Here is an 18,956-nt window from a genome sequence, read left to right as displayed (position 1 = left end):
GGCGTTTTTTTTAACACTAGTAAACTGTTTTCTCAAAAACGCAACCGTGGATTGCTCATTATTTAGCTAATTACAAATCGGAGTTGTCCCATGGAATCCGGCTGTTTTCCCTACATTTTTTAACTATTTTTCAAAAGAAGATGCAAGTTTGAGCGAACGATCAAAATAAAGCACTCCAATCCAAAAAAATTATTCTCTTTCGAAAAAAGTTTGTGTAATACTTGTAACGCTACATGGAGATTAACTCAATCTAGAGGGTGTTATAATGAATCGTACTAAACTGGTACTGGGCGCGGTAATCCTGGCTTCCACTATGCTGGCAGGCTGTTCAAGCAATGCTAAAATCGATCAACTGTCTTCTGACGTTCAGACTCTGAACGCTAAAGTTGACCAGCTGAGCAACGACGTGAACGCAATCCGTTCTGACGTTCAAGCAGCTAAAGACGACGCAGCACGTGCTAACCAGCGCCTGGACAACCAAGCTCACGCTTACAAAAAGTAAGTTAGCTTCGGTTATTGAAAACGGCGCACAATGTGCGCCGTTTTTTTTGCCTGCAAATTCCCCCTTCGTTCCCCCCGGCCGTCAGGCGAAAAAAAAGGGCTCAGCATGCTGAACCCCTCAGAATCATCCATTAATCGCGTTTTTAATTCACCGAACTGATGGGTGCGCTCTTGAATAGGCTTTTATTCGCTTCCTGCGGGGCTACAGGCGTTAAACTGACCTCAGACGGGCTCTTCCCCAGGTTAACCAGCACCGGCATGCCAGAGCGGCGTACAACCGCACTGTCGAACACCGCTTTATCGGTCTGCGCGTCACCCACAAAAGCTTTCTCGGCTTTCGACAAGGTGATTGGCATGGTCTGCGGATCGTCACTCTCCACTTTCGACAGTGGCTGATGCACCTCTACGTAACGCTTACCGTCCGGCTCAACAGAGATTTTCACCGGATCGTTAATCACCTGCACGCGAGTTCCGCGCGGTACCATATTGAACAGTGCCTCGATATCCGTTGGACGCAGGCGGATACAGCCGGAGCTGACGCGCATACCGATACCAAAGTTGGCGTTAGTACCGTGGATCAGGTATTCACCGTGCCCCATTGCCAGACGCATGGCGAACAAGCCCATTGGGTTTTCAGGACCGGCCGGCACCACCCCTGGCAGTTTCACCCCTTTTTCCAGGTAGCGTTTACGGATATTGGCCGTTGGCGTCCAGGTCGGGTTCGGGATTTTTTGGCTGACGGAAGTGACCTGCAGCGGAGTGTGCATCCCAGTCTGGCCGATACCGATAGGATAAACGATCACCTTGTTCTCGCCTTTCGGGTAATAGTACAGGCGCAGTTCGGCCAGGTTGACCACGATACCTTCACGCTTGGTGTCCGGCAGCAGCATTTGGGTCGGGATAGTTAATACCGAACCTGGCTTGGGCAGGAACGGGTCTGTGCCAGGGTTGGCCTCCAGCATGCCCAACAGACCGATTTGATAGTCGGCGGCAATGGCCTCCAGCGGACGCCCATCGTTTGGAACGGTATGGGTGGTATTCTCGCCAATCAGACGGCTGTCCGGCGGCGGCAGCGGATATTCGCTCGCACTGGCGGCTTGGGTGCCAGTCAGTACGGTGGCAAATAGCATGCCCATTAAACTCAACGCACGTTTCATTATCATCCCTATTATGCTTATTACGGTTCGGCCACAAGGCTAACGGGCACTTGGCGGCGGGTAAATCAGACAAGACCTGATTAATACTAGCAATGCTGACGTTAAAGGCAATAAGTCCTCTAAAAATCAACATGTTATAACGTAATCGCTTTATAGATTTGTCAATGCAACGTCAAGGGGTAAGCTGCTGATATGTCACTGATTTGCAGAGCGGATGGCGAGGCTTGCCGGGCTTTGTAAAGACTCATTGACACAACAAATACAAGCACCGTATCAATGAGTTTTATAGCTATGTCAGAACCTGGCAGCCTGACTGCGGATAGCGCGGATCATCGCCTCTAACCCTTGCGAACGCGAAGGCGTCAGGTGTTGGCTCAACGCCAATTCGGCAAAGAAGGGACGAACATCCAATTCGATAATCTGCTGTGGCGTCATTTGGTGATAAAGAATAAACACCACGGCCAGCAGTCCTTTGACAATCGCCGCATCGCTGTCGCCGTGAAACTCGACCTGCCCTTGCTCGCCCAGTCGCATCACAATCCACACCTGGCTCTGGCAGCCGGAAATCAGATTGCCCGCCTGACGTTCGGTATCGTCAAGCGCCGGCAGCTTAGCGCCCAGTTCGATGACATACAGATACTTGTCTTCCCAGTTCAGGCAACGGGAGAAATTACGTACTAACTTTTCTTTGTCCGGCAAGTTCGCCATGAGGATCCTTTCAATCATTCAGGGGCCGGCATGCCGGCCCCATATCACTGACTACAGGTATTTATTCCCCCGGAGGGATTAACCCCCGGTCTATCCTATCCCAGCAGTTTTTGGATGCGCACCAAGCCGGCCACCAGCCGGTCTACTTCATCGCGCGTGTTATATAACGCCAATGAAGCGCGGCACATGCTCGGCACATTATAGAACGCCATCAGCGGCATCGCGCAATGGTGGCCGGTGCGAATAGCAATGCCGTACTGATCCAGGAAACTGCCGACATCATACGCGTGGTGCTCACCCAGGTTAAAAGCGATCACACCCGCGCGCTCCGCCGGGCCATAGATTTTAAGCCGGGGCACCTGTTGCAACGCTTCCAGTGCGTAATGCATCAGCGATTGCTCGTAGTCACCAATTGCCTCCAGCCCCAGCGCATTCACATAGTCGATTGCGGCCCCCAGCCCCATCATACCGGCAGTGTTGGGCGAACCCGCCTCAAAGCGCCATGGCGGCGCGGCGTAGGTGGTGCCGTGAGTCAGGCTGACCTGTTGGATCATCGAGCCGCCCCCTTCCCAGGGTGGCATTTGCTGCAACAGCGCCTGACGACCGTAAAGAATACCGATGCCGGAAGGCCCATACAGCTTATGACCGGAGAACACGTAGAAATCGCAATCCATCGCCTGAACATCCACCCGCTGGTGCATCACCGCCTGAGCACCATCGATCAGCACTTTCAGACCGGCGGCCTTCGCCTGCGCCGTAATTTCCTGCACCGGGTTCACCGTGCCCAGCACGTTGGATACCTGGGTCAGGGCCAGCAGTTTGGTGGTCGAGTCGATCAGCCCAGACAACTGGGCCAAATCCAGCGTACCGTCTGGCTGTAGAGGCCAGACGCGCAGGTTCAGCCCGCGTTCCTGCGCCAGCATCTGCCAGGGCACGATATTGGCATGGTGCTCCATCTCGGTGATGATAATGCTGTCACCGGGCTGCAGGAAATGGCGGCCAAAACTGTTGGCCACCAGATTGATGCCTTCGGTGGTGCCCTTGACGAACACAATCTCTTCGGCCGAACCGGCATTGATAAACGCCGCTACCTTTTCACGCACCGCTTCCATTTCCTGCGTCGCTTCGGCGCTCAGGGTGTGGATGCCACGGTGTACCGCCGCGTAGCCATGACGGTAAAAGTCCAGCTCGCGATCGATAACTGCCTGCGGTTTCTGCGCGCTGGCAGCGCTGTCAAGGTAAGCCAGCGGCTGGCCATTGACCTCACGCGCCAACAGAGGAAAGTCACTGCGTACCCGTTCAATCGGAAAACTCATGTTGCCTCCCCCGGCAGGCGCCTTGCAATACGCGCCAGCACCGATTCGCGGATGGTCTCGTTGCCGATGCCCTCGGTCAGTTCAGCGGCAAAGGCAAAGATAATCATCTGCTGCGCCGCATGCTTGTCGATGCCACGCGATTGCAGATAAAACAGCTGCTCTTCATCAATGCGCCCAACGGTAGCGCCATGACTGCACTTCACGTCATCGGCGTAGATTTCCAGTTGTGGCTTGGTATCCACTTCCGCCACCTTGCCCAACAGCAGGTTGTGGTTGGTCATCTGCCCATCGGTTTTAATCGCGTGTTTGGCCACCTTGATCATGCCGTTAAACACCGCTTTGGCACGATCGCTGACTACCACTTTGTGCAGTTGGCGGCTCTCGCAGTAACCTTTGTTATGCTCCAGGTAAGTGCGGGTATCGCAGATTTCTTTTCCGACCGGCAGCACCAGGCTGTTGATCGTCAGGTTGGAGCCTTCACCGTTGAGCTGCGCGCTGGTGTTATGTCGTGTCAGCCCCGCGCCAAGCAGGAAGCTGTCGCTCTTGACCCGCGCATCGCGGCCAATCACCAGATCGTTATGGGCGAAGTGGTAACTCGGCTGACTTTCAAACGCCAGTTTGCAGTGATGCAGTTGAGCATTGTCGCCCACGTTGGCGGTCAGGCGTGCCCCGGTGAAATGTGCGGCATCGTTCAGGCTGACATAATGCTCGATCACCTCAGCCTGGGCATTACGCGCAATTTCAAGGTGATGACGGTGATGAACGGTATTCACTTCACCCTCAGCACCGCGTCCACTGCTGATATGCAGCAGATACAACGGCCGCTGCGCAATCTTGCCGGCCGCAACGCGGATAAAGCTGGTTTCTTGCGCCAGACTCTCGGTCAGATGCAGGAAGATTTCCGCCTGAATCGGTTCCGGCAGCGCCTGTAGCGTCCCGTAAGGTGCCACGTCAAACTGGTAATCGCCCAGTTCGCTGTCACTCAACGCCGCGCAGAAGCGCCCGTCGATAAACACCAACCGGTAAGCGTCAATATCCAGCGCCAGTGCATCCCGCTGAGCGGCCGTGACCGGCTGCGGCTGCGGCTCCAGGAACTGTTGTTCCAGCAAGCCCTCCAACGGGGTGTATTTCCAATTTTCATGCTTGCGGGTCGGCCAGCCTAGGCGTAAAGCCTGTTGCCAGTGAGCCAGCGCATGGGCGGAATGCTCACCGCCGCGGGCTTCAAACAGGCTGTAAAGCTGCTGCAGCGCGCGTGAATTATTGTTCGTCGGTAAGCCAGCCATAGCCCTGCTCCTCCAACTGTTTCACCAGGGAGAAATCGCCGGATTTAACGATGCGACCCTGGGAAAGAACATGGACGTAATCCGGTTTGATGTAATCCAGGATACGCTGGTAGTGCGTGACGATAATGAACGAGCGCTTGCCGTCCCGCAGTGAGTTAACCCCATTGGCGACGACCTTCAACGCATCGATATCCAGACCGGAGTCGGTTTCATCCAGAATGCACAGGTCCGGCTCCAGCGCGGCCATCTGCAGAATGTCATTGCGCTTTTTCTCACCGCCGGAGAAGCCAACGTTAACCGAACGAGTCAGCAGATCGGGTGGCATGTTCAGCAGTTCAATTTTCTCTTCGATAAAATCAGCGAAATCGAAACGATCGAGCGGCTCCTGCTGGCGGTATTTACGCACCGCATTAACCGAAGTCTGCAGGAAGAAATGGTTGCTGACGCCGGGGATCTCCACCGGATACTGGAACGCCAGGAATACCCCTTCACCGGCACGATCTTCCGGGGCCAGTTCGAGCAGGTCCTTGCCTTTGAAGGTCACTTCGCCCGCAGTCACTTCGTACTCTTCGCGCCCGGCCAGGGTGGCTGAAAGCGTGCTCTTGCCCGAGCCGTTCGGCCCCATGATGGCATGCACTTCACCCGGTTTGATTTCCAGATCCAGACCCTTGAGGATCTCGTTGCCTTCCGCGCTGACTTTTAAATTCTTGATACTTAACATGCAGTGTCCTTAGGTCGCGCTGTTGCGCTGTAAATCCGGCATTTAGCCCACGCTGTGTTCCAGGCTGATGGCCAATAACTTCTGTGCCTCAACGGCGAACTCCAGCGGCAGCTCTGAGAACACGTCCTTACAGAATCCGTTGACGATCATCGAAATGGCATTGTCTTCACTGATGCCGCGCTGCAGACAATAAAACAGCTGGTCATCACCAATTTTTGAGGTGGTAGCCTCGTGTTCCAGCTGCGCGCTGTTGTTACGCGCTTCAACATACGGGAAGGTATGGGCGCCGCTATCCGGCCCAATCAGCATCGAGTCACACTGCGTAAAGTTACGCGCGTTTTCCGCCCCAGGCAGGATCTTCACCAGACCGCGGTAGGTATTCTCACTGTGCCCGGCAGAAATACCTTTGGCGATGATGGTCGAACGGGTGTTCTTGCCGATGTGGATCATCTTGGTACCGGTATCCGCCTGCTGATGGCCGCTGGTCAGCGCCACCGAGAAGAACTCACCGATAGAGTTGTCGCCCTGCAGGATCACACTCGGGTATTTCCAGGTGATCGCCGAGCCGGTTTCCGACTGGGTCCAGGACATTTTCGAACCTGCCCCTTCACACAGCGCACGCTTGGTAACAAAGTTGAGGATACCGCCCTTGCTGTCGCCGCCGGAGAACCAGTTCTGCACCGTCGAATATTTCACTTCGGCGTCTTTGTGCAGGATCACTTCCACCACCGCCGCGTGCAGCTGATAGCTGTCGCGCACCGGGGCCGAGCAGCCTTCGATGTAGCTGACATAGCTGCCTTCATCGGCGATCAGGATGGTGCGCTCGAACTGGCCGGTTTTGGCGGCGTTGATGCGGAAATAGGTCGACAGCTCCATCGGGCAGCGCACGCCCTTCGGCACGTAGACGAAGGTCCCGTCGGAGGCCACTGCCGCATTCAATGCAGCAAAGAAGTTGTCGTTAGAAGGCACCACGCGGCCGAGGTATTTACGCACCAGGTCCGGGTATTCATGGATAGCTTCACCGAACGAGCAGAAAATCACCCCGCTCTCCGCCAGCTTTTCCCGGTAGGTGGTCGACACCGAGACCGAGTCAAAGATGGCGTCTACCGCCACTTCGCTGCCTTCACGCACCGGGACGCCGAGCTGGTTAAACGCCAGTTCAACCTCGCTGGTCAGGTAGTTGTTGTCCGTCGGTGCACCAGGTTGCTGTTCTGCGCCAGGCTGTGAGCCGCAGGCGTCATCGCAGCTGCCGCAGGACGGCGCCGAGTAATAGCTGTAATCCTGATAGTTCAGGCGATCGTAGTTCGCTTTCAGCCAGTGTGGCTCTTCCATTTGCAGCCAGGCACGGTAGGCTTCGAGGCGGAACTCCAGCATCCACTCAGGTTCATTACGCTTGGCCGAGATAGCGCGCACCACGTCTTCGTTGATGCCCATCGCTAACTCATCGGTAGCCAACTGGGTAAAAAAACCTTCTTTGTAGCGACCTTCGCTGACCCAAGCCTGCACTTCATTAGGCATTTCTACATTGCTTCGTGTCATGTTGATTGCATCGCTCAAACGCCAAAACTCTCGCCGCACCCGCAGGCATGCTGAGCTTTAGGGTTATTAAATTTGAAGATCTGATTCAGCCCTTCGCGGACAAAATCCACCGTGGTGCCATCGATAAACGGCATGGCTTTCAACGGCACATACAGCCTGGCGCCATCGCGCTCAAACAGCAGGTCGTCGTCGGCAGGCGCACGGGTGAGATCCAACACATAGGCAAACCCGGCGCAGCCTGATTGCTTCACCCCGAGTTGCAGCCCTTTCACCTGTGGATCCTGCTGCATTAATTTACTGATTTGTTGTACGGCATTGTCACTGAGCAAAATGCCTTGCCAGACATTTTCGTCCAGAGAAAAGGTGCCGACATTTTCCGTTTGCATATGGCCTACCTCACACTCGTGTTTTACCACAGCCAATCTGGGTTGCTACTATGTTAGTGATAACGATTATCACTTCAACCGTTTGTTTTACAGGGGTATCCGCGAAAAGCCCGGATTTTCACTTCGGCATGCGGCAAGCGCGCGGGACAGTCAGCGCGTCAGACGCTGCCGGTCGGAAATGGAATCATTTTATCCTTATGAATTTACTGCACATCCTGTATCACCATTGCGCTTGCCCGTTGGCTCGAACGCTTTACAGGGCCGGACTTTTTCTGTCGATTTAAACATTCATAGAAAATACCTATTTCTTCATTTTGTCTGTCTTAAAAATGCGTTTATCGACAATAAGGCGCATTTCACGCCATTCCGCTCACCCAACTGAGCCAACAGAAACGGCAACCTCTGATTAAAGTTTAGTCGTTACTGGCTATATTGGGTTGTCCCTGCCCCAATCCATCCCCTACCGACAATAAATATTTCAACAGAATGATTGATCACCAACGCGTCAATAAATATGATAATGATTATCATTCAATTCACATTGAGCGCGGGTAAATGAATATCTCGATGAATGCGTGGCTGCTGGGCAAAATTGATGACTACAAATTCAGCGTGCGCGACGCCACGGTAGATTTCTACATGGCGGAAGCATCGCTTCGACGGCCAGAGTGCAACGTCAATCACCTGAAACGCTATAACAACGTCAGCCTGAACATGGCTAACCTGTGTCTGGAGAATGGCGATGATGAAAGCTACCTGCATGCGCTGAGCAAACTGCATAATCGGCTGATCGTGGAGATCAATAATCCACAGCGCTGCCAGTTGTTCCGGGTTCAGAGCTATCATTTTGCCCGCCATACCCTGACCTTGATTTGTCAGAAATATGCGATGGAAGGCACCTGGGAGAAGGCCAATGCCTTCCAAAAGGACTTCGTCAAGCGGGTGCCTTTTCAGCTGTAACCCGGTTGAACGGCAAGAATACCCGCAGACAGGGCTGCCTGCGGGGTAAACGCTTAATCGATGACGGCGGTAGTCAGGCGTGAGGTGCAGCACAGACGATCGCGCGAATCGAAGATTTCGATCTGCCAAACCTGATGACGGCGACCAATATGCAACGCACGACACACGCCGCGAACTTCGCCTTCAAATGCCGCTCGTAAATGGTTGGCGTTGATTTCCAACCCCACCACTTTCTGCTCGCCTTCACAGCACAGGTAACCGGCCATCGATCCCATCGACTCCGCCAGCACAACCGATGCCCCGCCGTGCAGCAGGCCAAACGGCTGCCGGGTACGCTGGTCGACCGGCATGGTAGCCTCAAGGTAGTCATCTTCCAGTCGGGTAAAGCGGATCCCGACATGGCTGACCATGCAACCTTCACCGGCCTGGTTTAATTGTTCCAGCGTTGTTTCTCTTTTCCACAGTTTCACTCAATCATCTCCAGAAGTGCCTGTAATGGGTGTCGTACACCGTTACCCTCAATGCGTTTGACCTGGCTGCGGCAGGAATAGCCGGTTGCCAGGCAACGTTGCCGTGGCAAACGTTGCAGCGCCTGGTGCCATGATAGCTCATAAATGCCGAGCGAATTCTGCAGGTTCTTCACTTCATGGCCGTAAGTCCCCGCCATGCCGCAGCAACCGACGCTGACATTTTCCAGCCTGGCGCCAAAGCGTGCAAAGATCGACGTCCAATGTTGGCCGCTGGTCGGCAACGCCGTGGTCTCGGTGCAGTGGCCAAACAGATACCAGGCCTCACCGGTCGCCGGCTGTTCCGCTCGCTCGGCCAACAGTTGCTGCAACCATTCGTGTACCAACTGCACCTGGAAGTCCCCACGAGTTTCCCCGAGGATCTCGTTATATTCATCGCGGTAACACAACACCAGGGCAGGATCGACCCCCACCAACGGCATGCCAAGCTTGGCCACCCGGTTGAGAAAATCGGCGGTCTTGCGTGCAGTGCGGGCAAAACGCGTCAGGAAGCCTTTGATATGCTGCGCCTTGCCGTTGGGTGAGAACGGCAGCAGCACCGGGCGGTAACCTAACTTTTCCACCAGCCGTACAAAATCCGCCACCACTTTGGCATCGTAATAGCTGGTAAAGGGATCCTGCACGATCAACACATGCTGTTCACGCTGCTCCGAACTCAACGCTTCTAGCTGTTCCAGCGTCATGGTTAGCGCGCCGTGACCGGAAAGCTGTTGGCGCAACGTCGGGCTGGAGAGCATCGGCAAATCGACCATGCCGATACTGCTGCGGCTCAGTTCACGCACCCAAGGCTGGCGGAAGAAGAAGTTGAACACTTTCGGCGCTTTCGCCATCAGCGGGGTGTAACTTTCCACGCCGGCGACCATATAGTCACGCGCCGGTCTCAGATAGCGGGTGTGGTAAAGCTGCAGGAAACGTGAGCGGAAGCCCGGCACGTCAATTTTAATCGGACACTGGGTGGAGCAGGCTTTACAGGCCAGGCAACCTGACATCGCCTCTTTCACCTCGTGCGAGAAATCATATTCGCCTTTACCGGCATACCAGCTATTGCGGGTTTTCTCGATCAGGGTACGGAAGCTGAGGCGCTGCTGCGGCAATTGCTTTTCCAGCACCAGCGGATCGACGCCCTGCTCGGACAGCAGGCGCAGCCATTCACGCACCAGTGCCGCCCGGCCTTTTGGCGAGTGAATGCGGGTGCCGGTGATCTTCATCGATGGGCACATTGGGCTGCGCACATCAAAATTGAAGCACAAGCCGTTGCCGTTACATTCCATGGCTCCGCGGAACGAGGTGCGCACTTCGACCGGGATCCGACGATCGAGCGTACCGCGTTTGGCGGCGTCCACTTTCATCATCGGCGCATCGACGCCTAACGGCGGGCAGATTTTACCGGGGTTGAGCCGGTTGTTCGGATCGAACACAGCCTTGATACGGCGCAGTTCCTGGTACAGTTGCTCACCGAAGAACTCCGGACTGTATTCGGCGCGGAACCCTTTGCCATGTTCCCCCCACAGCAAGCCGCCATACTTGGCGGTCAACGCCACCACCTGGTCAGAAAGCTGCTTCATCAGCACTTCCTGTTGGGGATCGCACATATCGAGCGCCGGTCGCACGTGCAAGACGCCGGCATCTACATGGCCAAACATGCCGTAGCTGAGGTTATGGCTGTCCAGCAGTTGGCGGAACTCGACAATATAATCGGCCAGATGCTGCGGCGGCACACAGGTATCTTCAGCAAACGGGATCGGTTTGGCACGCCCTTTGGCGTTACCCAATAACCCGACCGCTTTTTTACGCATGTTATAAATTCTTTCGATGCCGACCAGATCGCCACAGATCTGATAGCCGATCACCCCGCCCTGTTGCCCGGAGATCAACTCATCCAGCCGCAGGCACAGACTCTCCATCTGTTGGTCGATCAGTTCCTTGTCATCGCCGGCAAACTCGACGATGTTCAGACCCAGCATCTCTTTATCCTGCACGTTGGTGATCAGTTCATTGACCGAATGCCAGACGATGTCTTCACGCGCCAGGTTCAATACCTTGGAGTCAATGGTCTCGACCGACAGCGCCTTGGCTTCCACCATAAAGGGGGCGTTGCGCAGGGCGGAATCAAAGGAGTCGTATTTGACATTCACCAGTCGGCGCACCTTCGGCAGCGGCGTGATATCCAGCCGCGCTTCAGTGATAAACGCCAGCGTCCCTTCGGCGCCGGTCAAAATACGCGTCAGATCGAAGGTTTGCATATCATCGCTGAACACATGGCGCAGATCGTAACCAGTCAGGAAGCGATTAAGCTTGGGGAATTTTTCCAGGATCAACCCGCGCTGATCGCGACAACTGTTGAGCACCTGGTTATAAATACGCCCTTCAACGGTCTCTTCGCAGGCAATCGTTTCCGCCAGCGGTGTCGGCATGGCGCGGGTGTCAATCATATCGCCGCCCAGCAGCACCGCCCGCAGACCCAACACGTGATCGGAAGTTTTGCCGTACACCAGCGAACCCTGGCCGGAGGCGTCGGTGTTGATCATACCGCCAAGCGTGGCGCGGTTACTGGTGGACAGTTCCGGCGAAAAGAAATAACCGAACGGCCGCAGATACTGGTTTAGCTGGTCCTTGATCACCCCGGCCTCAACCTTGACCCAGCCCTGCTCGACGTTGATTTCAAGAATGCGGTTCATGTGGCGCGACATATCCACCACGATACCGCTGTTGAGCGACTGACCGTTGGTGCCGGTACCGCCGCCGCGCGGGCTGAAGGTCAGCGCAGTGAAACGCTCTTCGGCCGCCAGGCGGGCTATCAGCGCCACATCGGCGGTGGAGCGGGGAAACACTACCGCGTCAGGCAGCAACTGATAGATACTGTTGTCGGTGGCCATCGTCAGCCGGTCGGCGTAGCTGGTGGCGATATCACCGTTGAATCCGTTTTGCTTTAACGCTTCCAAAAAGTCGAGCACCCGTTGAACGAGGCCGGGTGCCTGAGAAATTTGTGGGATCATTCGATTTTTGACCCTGTCTGTCTAATTTTTATGCGCTTATGAACGCTGAATCAGGCCTTTATTCAGGCCCACCCTGTTTTTTATTAGGGATAAAAACTAACATACTCGTTTAGTGAAGGCATGCAGATTATTGCAATTGCCCTGCCGCAGTATGGCCTGCAACAAAAGGTGTGCCGCCCTGTCGTTTTTCACCAACATGCACCATGATTAAACGGCCCCAAGGAGTTAACTTACCAGAATGAGAACCCATTCATGACAATCCCGAAATCCCGATATGATTTGCCACGGCTCATTTTTGGCGTGATGTTTATCGTCATTATGATCGTCGCCTGTTTTTGGGTCGTTCAACCTTTTATACTCGGCTTTGCCTGGGCCGGCATGGTGGTCATCGCCACCTGGCCGCTGCTGATTAAACTGCAAAGAATACTGTGGGGACGGCGTTCGCTGGCGGTGATCGTGATGACGCTGCTGCTGATCCTGCTGTTCATCCTGCCAATCTCTCTTCTGGTCAGCAGCGTAGTGGACAACAGCGCGCCAATCGTTGCCTGGGCCAGTACGCCTGGGAAACTGCATATTCCCGATCTGGCCTGGCTGCAATCGATCCCGATGATCGGCGACAAGATCTATACCAGTTATCATACGCTGGTGAACGCCGGCGGAACCGCACTGGTGGCGAAGGTACAGCCTTACTTCGGCCAGACCGCCACCTGGTTTGTAGCACAGGCCGCACATATTGGCCGCCTGCTGTTGCATTGCACGCTAATGCTGTTATTTAGCGTGTTGCTGTATGCCCGCGGTGAGCAAGTGGCTCTGGGCATTCGTCACTTTGCAACCCGCCTGGGTGCCGAAAGAGGCGACGCGGCGGTGGTGCTCGGCGGTCAGGCGATCCGCGCCGTGGCGCTGGGTGTGGTAGTCACCGCGCTGGTGCAATCGGTACTGGGCGGTATTGGCCTGGCCGTAACCGGCATTCCTGCTGCGACTCTGCTGACGGTACTGATCTTTATCTGCTGCGTGGCGCAATTGGGGCCGTTACTGGTGCTGGTGCCGGCCATTATCTGGCTGTACTGGAGTGGCGATACCACCTGGGGCACCGTGTTGCTGGTCTGGAGCTGCGTGGTGGCCACGCTGGATAACGTGCTGCGGCCAGTGCTGATCCGCATGGGCGCCGATCTGCCGATGATCCTGATCCTGTCCGGCGTTATCGGTGGCCTGCTGGCCTTCGGCATGATTGGGTTGTTTATCGGCCCGGTGGTCCTGGCGGTGTCTTATCGTTTGCTCACTGCCTGGATGAACGAAGCCCCCGAGCCGACCACCGATCTGGAAGACGTCGCCAAAGAACTGGAACAGATGTAATCCCCCGTTCCTGTCCGGGCTGCCGGGCAGGAACCTCCTGCTCCATTTTGTTTTTTGAATTCTCCCGCCACGATTATCAAACTCGCCGCTGTGACGTCCCCAATGAACATTAATTAAACATACTGAGTAAATACATCTTTTTAGAGACAGATAAAATTGAGTTCCCTTTAGAATAAATTCTAATACGGAACTTGATTAGGACGATTCTTAATGACTGGCGACGCTTAAATATTTAGTATTATTGCCATCTATTGCTTCAAATACCTGATTTAAAGCAAGATTTCCAAACAATGTAATGCCATACATGTGAATTGCTGTGTGTAGTCTTTGCCCGTCTTCTATGATGGGCTTTTTTTTATTCTTTTTTTGACCATTATTATTCCCAGCACCAATTCTATTTACATTCAGAAATAAAAAAGCCGTAACCTGAGCTACGGCTTTAAGATCCGTGGTTAATTCTTTACCCGAGAATTACTTTCTCTTCGACAGATTAACCCAGGTTTGCACTACGGTGTCCGGGTTGAGCGACAGGCTGTCAATGCCCTGATCCATCAGCCATTCTGCAAAGTCTTCATGGTCGGACGGACCCTGACCGCAAATGCCGACGTATTTCCCCTGGCGCTTGGCCGCCTGAATCGCCATCGACAGCAGAATTTTCACCGCTTCGTTACGCTCATCAAACAGCTCAGACACCACGCCCGAGTCACGATCCAGCCCCAGGGTTAACTGGGTCATGTCGTTGGAGCCGATAGAGAAGCCATCAAAGTGCTCGAGGAACTGATCCGCCAACAGCGCATTGGACGGGATCTCGCACATCATGATCACTTTCAGGCCGTTCTCGCCACGCTTCAGGCCCTGACGTGCCAACTCGGCAACCACTGCTTCCGCCTGTTCCACCGTGCGAACAAACGGCACCATGATTTCGACGTTGGTCAGGCCCATTTCGTTACGTACGCGTTTTACCGCGTCACATTCCATCGCGAAACAGTCACGGAAGTTGTCAGACACATAGCGACCGGCGCCACGGAAGCCCAGCATTGGGTTCTCTTCGTGCGGTTCATACTTCTCGCCACCGACCAGGTTGGCATACTCATTGGACTTGAAGTCGGACAGGCGCACGATCACCCGCTTCGGCCAGAACGCCGCACCCAGCGTAGCAATCCCTTCTGTCAGACGGCCAACATAGAACTCGACCGGATGGTCATAGCCCTGCATCAACGCCTTGATTTCCGTTTGCAGCTCTGGGGTCTGCTGATCAAACTCCAGCAACGCCTTCGGATGCACGCCAATCATACGGTTGATGATAAATTCCAGACGGGCCAGCCCCACACCTTCATTCGGCAAACGCGCGAAATCGAAGGCACGGTCAGGGTTACCGACGTTCATCATGATTTTCAGCGGCAGATCTGGCAATTCGGTTACTTCGGAACTCTGCACGTTAAAATCGAGGATGTCGCTGTAAACGAAGCCGGTATCACCTTCTGCACAAGAAACGGTGACCTGCTGGCCTTCTTTCAGCAGATCTGTTGCGTTACCGCAGCCCACCACCGCCGGAATGCCCAGTTCACGCGCGATGATCGCTGCGTGGCAAGTACGGCCGCCACGGTTGGTGACGATCGCCGCGGCTTTCTTCATGATCGGTTCCCAATCCGGGTCGGTCATGTCAGTCACCAAAACATCGCCCGGCTGAATACGATCCATCTCGCTGATGTTATGGATGACCTTCACCGGGCCTGCGCCAATGCGATGGCCGATGGCACGCCCTTCCACCAGCACCGGGCTGGTTGCGTTAAGCTGATAGCGCTCCATGGTTTGCTCGTTAGAGCGCACGGTTTCCGGACGGGCCTGTACGATCAGCAATTTGCCGGTATGACCGTCTTTTGCCCACTCGATGTCCATCGGACGACCGTAGTGTTTTTCGATCAGGATCGCCTGGTGTGCCAGCCCCTGCACTTCTTCGTCGGTCAGAGAGAAACGATTGCGTTGCTGCTCTGGCACATCTTCAATTTGTACCTGTTTGCCGTGATCCTGCGATGGCGCATACACCATGCGGATTTTCTTCGACCCCAGGTTGCGGCGCACGATAGCCGGGTTGCCTCGCAGCAGCGTCGGTTTATGCACATAAAACTCGTCAGGGTTGACTGCGCCCTGCACCACCATTTCACCCAGGCCGAAGGCGGAGGTGATAAACACCACCTGATCAAATCCGGATTCGGTATCGATGGTGAACATCACACCCGAAGATGCGAGGTCAGAACGCACCATGCGCTGCACGCCAGCCGACAGGGCCACGCCGCGGTGATCGTAACCCTGATGCACGCGGTAGGAGATGGCACGGTCGTTAAACAGTGAGGCAAACACGTGCTTGATCGCTACCATAACGGCGTCGATACCCTGCACGTTAAGAAAGGTTTCCTGCTGACCGGCAAAGGAAGCATCCGGCATGTCTTCTGCGGTGGCTGAGGAGCGCACGGCGAATGACGCTTCCGGCTCGCCGTCAGCCAGTTGCTGGTAAGCCAGGTTAATTTCACGCTCGAATTCCGCATGGAACGGCGTGTCGATGACCCATTGGCGAATTTGCGCGCCAGCCTTGGTCAATTGAGCAATGTCGTCAACGTCAGTTTGATCCAGTAACTGATAGATGCGCTGGTTAACACCGCTTTGCTCGAGGAAATCGTTAAACGCCTGCGCGGTGGTGGCAAAACCGTTTGGCACGGCAACGCCCAAATCGGAAAGATTGGTGATCATTTCACCGAGGGAGGCATTTTTGCCGCCGACACGGTCAACGTCGTGCATGCCGAGCTGGTTGTACCAAAGCACATTACGCAAGTCTGGGCCATTGTTGGACATCGAGACAATCCTTATTGCTATCAGTAGGGTATAGACGGATTTAATTCGCTTGCTTTCTCAGCGCCGCTAAAACGGTGCCGAATCAGACTAGCACAATGATCCATAAGAAATGGAAAGGTGAATCGATCAACCCGGCGAAGAAAGTGGATTTTAGGAAAACTTCCTGAAAAGAGAAATCGACCTGGAATCGTTCCCTTTCGCACTAATAGCTTAAATCTCAACAAATTAAGTATATTTTAAACTTCATTTTTAAAAACCCTGTGATTCACCCTGTCTTTGGTGAAAATAGCGCCACCCTGCCGAATAATTCCTCATTAGAAATAAACCCGCATTTTTCATAAAAATTAAAATAGCGTTTTAACCAGGTATTTTCATGACGTTCGGTTATTCTCTGACCGCCGCAATTGGTCATCGACTCTGCCTGCATTATCACAATTTTTTCGCCCGCCCCTTTACCGCAGGTAAATCTGCAGCCCATGATAAGGACAGGCAAACGTGATAATGACGTCAGCGTTTCAGGTAAGGAGCCCAGGGTGGAAAGAAGCGTTTTTTATATTTCGGACGGTACGGCGATCACCGCCGAGGTTTTAGGCCACGCAGTGTTGTCGCAATTTCCGGTGAAGGCCACCACCTTTACGCTGCCCTTTGTGGAAACCGAAGCGCGGGCCCGTGGGGTTTGTCAGCAGATTAACGATATTTATCGAGAGACCGGCGTGCGGCCGCTGGTGTTTTACTCAATCATTTCGCCGGAAGTGCGCAATGTCATTACCCAGAGCGAAGGTTTCTGCCAGGATATCGTGCAGGCGCTGGTCGGCCCGTTGCAGGGTGAACTGGAAGTGGAACCGACCCCGGTGCCCAACCGCACCCACGGGTTGACCGCCAGCAACCTCGGCAAATATGACGCCCGTATCGCCGCCATTGACTACACGTTAGCCCATGATGACGGTATTTCGCTGCGTAATCTCGATCAGGCTCAGGTGATTTTGCTCGGCGTTTCGCGCTGCGGCAAGACCCCCACCAGCCTGTATCTGGCGATGCAGTTCGGTATCCGCGCCGCCAATTACCCGTTTACCGCCGACGATATGGACAATTTGCACCTTCCCGTGGCGCTGAAGCCGTTTCAGCACAAGCTTTTCGGCCTGACCATCGACCCGGAACGTTTGGCCGCCATCCGCGAAGAACGTCGAGAAAACAGCCGTTATGCCTCAATTCGCCAGTGCCGGATGGAGCTTGCAGAAGTCGAGGCGCTGTTTCGTAAAAACCAGATCCGTTATCTGAACACCACCAATTATTCGGTGGAAGAGATCTCGACCAAAATACTGGATATTCTGGGCATGAGCCGCCGTATGTTCTGATGATAAGATGGCGGGAAAGAAGCCCCCTGCCATCTGTTGTTTATTTCCCCACGGGCCACGTTTTTTGTGCTTTTTTTAGCGGTTTTGATCAACAGAACACAGTTTCTCCGGTTGAATTCATCGGTTTTTACGTTATTGTGATCGCCATCACTTCCCGGCACTCCTGCCGCAGCGAAGAAAAGTCTTTAGAGAAAATCATGCACAAAACAGATGAACTGCGGACCGCGCGCATCGACAGCCTCGTCACGCCACAAGAACTGGCGGAGAAGTTGCCAATCTCGGCGGAAATCGCGGACAACGTGACTGCCTCACGGCAGCGAATTGAAAAGATCCTGACCGGCGAAGATCGTCGCCTGCTGGTGGTGATCGGCCCTTGCTCTATCCACGATCTGGACGCCGCCGTCGACTATGCCGGCCGTCTGAATGCGCTGCGCATTCGTTACCAGGACCGTCTGGAAATCGTGATGCGCACCTATTTTGAAAAACCGCGTACCGTGGTCGGCTGGAAAGGCCTGATTTCCGATCCGGCACTGGATGGCACCTTCCAGGTCAATCGGGGGATCGAAATGGCGCGTCGGCTGCTGCTGGAAGTGAACCAGCTCGGCCTGCCAACCGCCACCGAGTTCCTCGACATGGTGGTTGGTCAGTACATTGCCGACTTAATCAGTTGGGGCGCGATTGGCGCACGCACTACCGAAAGCCAGATCCACCGTGAAATGGCCTCTGCGCTTTCCTGCCCGGTGGGCTTCAAGAACGGCACTGACGGCAACACCCGTATCGCGATTGATGCCATCCGTGCGGCACGGGCCGGACATATGTTCCTGTCACCGGACAAACACGGGCAGATGACAATCTATCAGACCAGCGGCAACCCTTACGGCCATATCATCATGCGTGGCGGCAAGATGCCAAACTACCACGCTACCGATGTGGTCGCCGCCTGCGACAGCCTGCGCGAATTCGATTTGCCGGAGCAGTTGGTGATCGACTTCAGCCACGGTAACTGCCAGAAATTGCATCGTCGCCAGTTGGAAGTAGCCGAAAACGTCTGCCAGCAAATCCGCGCCGGTTCCGTCGCCGTCGCCGGTGTAATGGCAGAAAGTTTCCTGGTGGAAGGCACCCAGAAAATCGTTGCCGGTCAGCCGCTGACCTATGGTCAGTCCATCACCGATCCTTGCCTGAGCTGGTCCGATAGCGAACAACTGCTGGCCATGCTGGCCGATGCGGTGGACACCCGCTTCTGATCCCATGACCGGGGCGCCCGCCCCGGTTTTTCCGCCCGCCACTCACTCATCTATACTGGT

15 protein-coding genes and 1 other RNA gene are annotated in these 18,956 nt (G+C 54.7%); 6 read left to right on the top strand and 10 right to left on the bottom strand.

Features of this window, described 5'->3' with window-relative positions; genetic code table 11:
• The first annotated feature begins 265 nt into the window (after positions 1-265).
• Positions 266-502 (top strand): major outer membrane lipoprotein, encoded by a 237-nt coding sequence (locus F8R23_RS02185; RefSeq protein ID WP_005165631.1) that lies wholly within the window; start codon positions 266-268, stop codon positions 500-502.
• Between the two features lie 142 nt (positions 503-644).
• Here F8R23_RS02185 and F8R23_RS02180 read toward each other — a convergent pair whose 3' ends face one another.
• The 7 genes from F8R23_RS02180 to sufA form a co-directional block, all read right to left on the bottom strand.
• A complete protein-coding gene (locus F8R23_RS02180) occupies positions 645-1,658 on the bottom strand; it encodes a L,D-transpeptidase family protein (RefSeq protein WP_151415192.1) in 1,014 nt (337 codons plus the stop codon).
• A 294-nt stretch (positions 1,659-1,952) separates the two neighbouring features.
• Entirely contained in the window at positions 1,953-2,366 is a 414-nt protein-coding gene (gene sufE / locus F8R23_RS02175; RefSeq protein WP_085116568.1) for a cysteine desulfuration protein SufE, read from the bottom strand.
• Between the two features lie 95 nt (positions 2,367-2,461).
• Complete coding sequence (gene sufS, locus F8R23_RS02170) at positions 2,462-3,682, bottom strand: cysteine desulfurase SufS (RefSeq protein WP_151415191.1); 1,221 nt, start codon at positions 3,680-3,682, stop codon at positions 2,462-2,464.
• On the bottom strand, positions 3,679-4,965 hold the full coding sequence (sufD, locus tag F8R23_RS02165; RefSeq protein WP_129938013.1) for a Fe-S cluster assembly protein SufD: 1,287 nt from the start codon (positions 4,963-4,965) through the stop codon (positions 3,679-3,681). The genes sufS and sufD overlap by 4 nt, the downstream gene beginning before the upstream one ends.
• Positions 4,940-5,686, bottom strand: coding sequence for a Fe-S cluster assembly ATPase SufC (gene sufC, locus F8R23_RS02160; protein ID WP_112347536.1), 747 nt, complete (start codon positions 5,684-5,686; stop codon positions 4,940-4,942). The genes sufD and sufC overlap by 26 nt, the downstream gene beginning before the upstream one ends.
• A gap of 42 nt (positions 5,687-5,728) precedes the next feature.
• A complete protein-coding gene (gene sufB / locus F8R23_RS02155; protein WP_085116564.1) occupies positions 5,729-7,225 on the bottom strand; it encodes a Fe-S cluster assembly protein SufB in 1,497 nt (498 codons plus the stop codon).
• A 14-nt stretch (positions 7,226-7,239) separates the two neighbouring features.
• Positions 7,240-7,611, bottom strand: a complete 372-nt coding sequence (gene sufA, locus F8R23_RS02150) for a Fe-S cluster assembly scaffold SufA (RefSeq protein WP_085116563.1) — start codon at positions 7,609-7,611, stop codon at positions 7,240-7,242.
• 555 nt (positions 7,612-8,166) lie between these two features.
• Here sufA and F8R23_RS02145 point away from each other — a divergent pair.
• Positions 8,167-8,571: a hypothetical protein gene (locus F8R23_RS02145; RefSeq protein WP_085116573.1), complete on the top strand. Its 405-nt coding sequence runs from the start codon at positions 8,167-8,169 to the stop codon at positions 8,569-8,571.
• A gap of 53 nt (positions 8,572-8,624) precedes the next feature.
• Here the strand turns inward: F8R23_RS02145 and menI are convergent, their stop codons facing one another.
• Together menI and ydiJ are read right to left on the bottom strand one after the other, a co-directional pair.
• On the bottom strand, positions 8,625-9,041 hold the full coding sequence (menI, locus tag F8R23_RS02140; protein WP_112347538.1) for a 1,4-dihydroxy-2-naphthoyl-CoA hydrolase: 417 nt from the start codon (positions 9,039-9,041) through the stop codon (positions 8,625-8,627).
• Positions 9,038-12,094 (bottom strand): D-2-hydroxyglutarate dehydrogenase YdiJ, encoded by a 3,057-nt coding sequence (ydiJ, locus tag F8R23_RS02135; RefSeq protein WP_151415190.1) that lies wholly within the window; start codon positions 12,092-12,094, stop codon positions 9,038-9,040. Before ydiJ ends, menI begins: the two co-directional genes overlap by 4 nt.
• A gap of 252 nt (positions 12,095-12,346) precedes the next feature.
• Here ydiJ and ydiK point away from each other — a divergent pair, with 252 nt between their 5' ends.
• Together ydiK and rprA are read left to right on the top strand one after the other, a co-directional pair.
• Positions 12,347-13,447 (top strand): AI-2E family transporter YdiK, encoded by a 1,101-nt coding sequence (gene ydiK / locus F8R23_RS02130; protein WP_099065631.1) that lies wholly within the window; start codon positions 12,347-12,349, stop codon positions 13,445-13,447.
• A gap of 248 nt (positions 13,448-13,695) precedes the next feature.
• Positions 13,696-13,806, top strand: an RNA gene (gene rprA / locus F8R23_RS02125) — antisense sRNA RprA.
• A gap of 112 nt (positions 13,807-13,918) precedes the next feature.
• Here rprA and ppsA read toward each other — a convergent pair.
• Positions 13,919-16,297 carry a phosphoenolpyruvate synthase gene (gene ppsA / locus F8R23_RS02120; RefSeq protein ID WP_099065558.1) on the bottom strand — a complete coding sequence of 793 codons (2,379 nt, stop codon included), beginning with the start codon at positions 16,295-16,297 and terminating at the stop codon, positions 13,919-13,921.
• Positions 16,298-16,830: 533 nt separating this feature from the next.
• Between ppsA and ppsR the strand changes: the two genes are divergently transcribed.
• Positions 16,831-17,652 (top strand): posphoenolpyruvate synthetase regulatory kinase/phosphorylase PpsR, encoded by an 822-nt coding sequence (gene ppsR / locus F8R23_RS02110; protein WP_085116558.1) that lies wholly within the window; start codon positions 16,831-16,833, stop codon positions 17,650-17,652.
• A 197-nt stretch (positions 17,653-17,849) separates the two neighbouring features.
• Positions 17,850-18,896 (top strand): 3-deoxy-7-phosphoheptulonate synthase, encoded by a 1,047-nt coding sequence (locus tag F8R23_RS02105; protein ID WP_112347540.1) that lies wholly within the window; start codon positions 17,850-17,852, stop codon positions 18,894-18,896.
• Positions 18,897-18,956 lie beyond the last annotated feature (60 nt).

The organism is Serratia proteamaculans, assembly GCF_008830365.1.
GTDB lineage: Bacteria > Pseudomonadota > Gammaproteobacteria > Enterobacterales > Enterobacteriaceae > Serratia > Serratia proteamaculans.
This window is presented reverse-complemented; position numbering and strand designations above follow the sequence as displayed.

Bases quoted from the DNA above. Each gene is read 5' to 3' on its own strand.
- F8R23_RS02185 (WP_005165631.1), top strand. From the start codon at position 266: ATGAATCGTACTAAACTGGTACTGGGCGCGGTAATCCTGGCTTCCACT.
- F8R23_RS02180 (WP_151415192.1), bottom strand. From the start codon at position 1,658: ATGAAACGTGCGTTGAGTTTAATGGGCATGCTATTTGCCACCGTACTG.
- sufE (WP_085116568.1), bottom strand. From the start codon at position 2,366: ATGGCGAACTTGCCGGACAAAGAAAAGTTAGTACGTAATTTCTCCCGT.
- sufS (WP_151415191.1), bottom strand. From the start codon at position 3,682: ATGAGTTTTCCGATTGAACGGGTACGCAGTGACTTTCCTCTGTTGGCG.
- sufD (WP_129938013.1), bottom strand. From the start codon at position 4,965: ATGGCTGGCTTACCGACGAACAATAATTCACGCGCGCTGCAGCAGCTT.
- sufC (WP_112347536.1), bottom strand. From the start codon at position 5,686: ATGTTAAGTATCAAGAATTTAAAAGTCAGCGCGGAAGGCAACGAGATC.
- sufB (WP_085116564.1), bottom strand. From the start codon at position 7,225: ATGACACGAAGCAATGTAGAAATGCCTAATGAAGTGCAGGCTTGGGTC.
- sufA (WP_085116563.1), bottom strand. From the start codon at position 7,611: ATGCAAACGGAAAATGTCGGCACCTTTTCTCTGGACGAAAATGTCTGG.
- F8R23_RS02145 (WP_085116573.1), top strand. From the start codon at position 8,167: ATGAATATCTCGATGAATGCGTGGCTGCTGGGCAAAATTGATGACTAC.
- ydiJ (WP_151415190.1), bottom strand. From the start codon at position 12,094: ATGATCCCACAAATTTCTCAGGCACCCGGCCTCGTTCAACGGGTGCTC.
- ydiK (WP_099065631.1), top strand. From the start codon at position 12,347: ATGACAATCCCGAAATCCCGATATGATTTGCCACGGCTCATTTTTGGC.
- ppsA (WP_099065558.1), bottom strand. From the start codon at position 16,297: ATGTCCAACAATGGCCCAGACTTGCGTAATGTGCTTTGGTACAACCAG.
- F8R23_RS02105 (WP_112347540.1), top strand. From the start codon at position 17,850: ATGCACAAAACAGATGAACTGCGGACCGCGCGCATCGACAGCCTCGTC.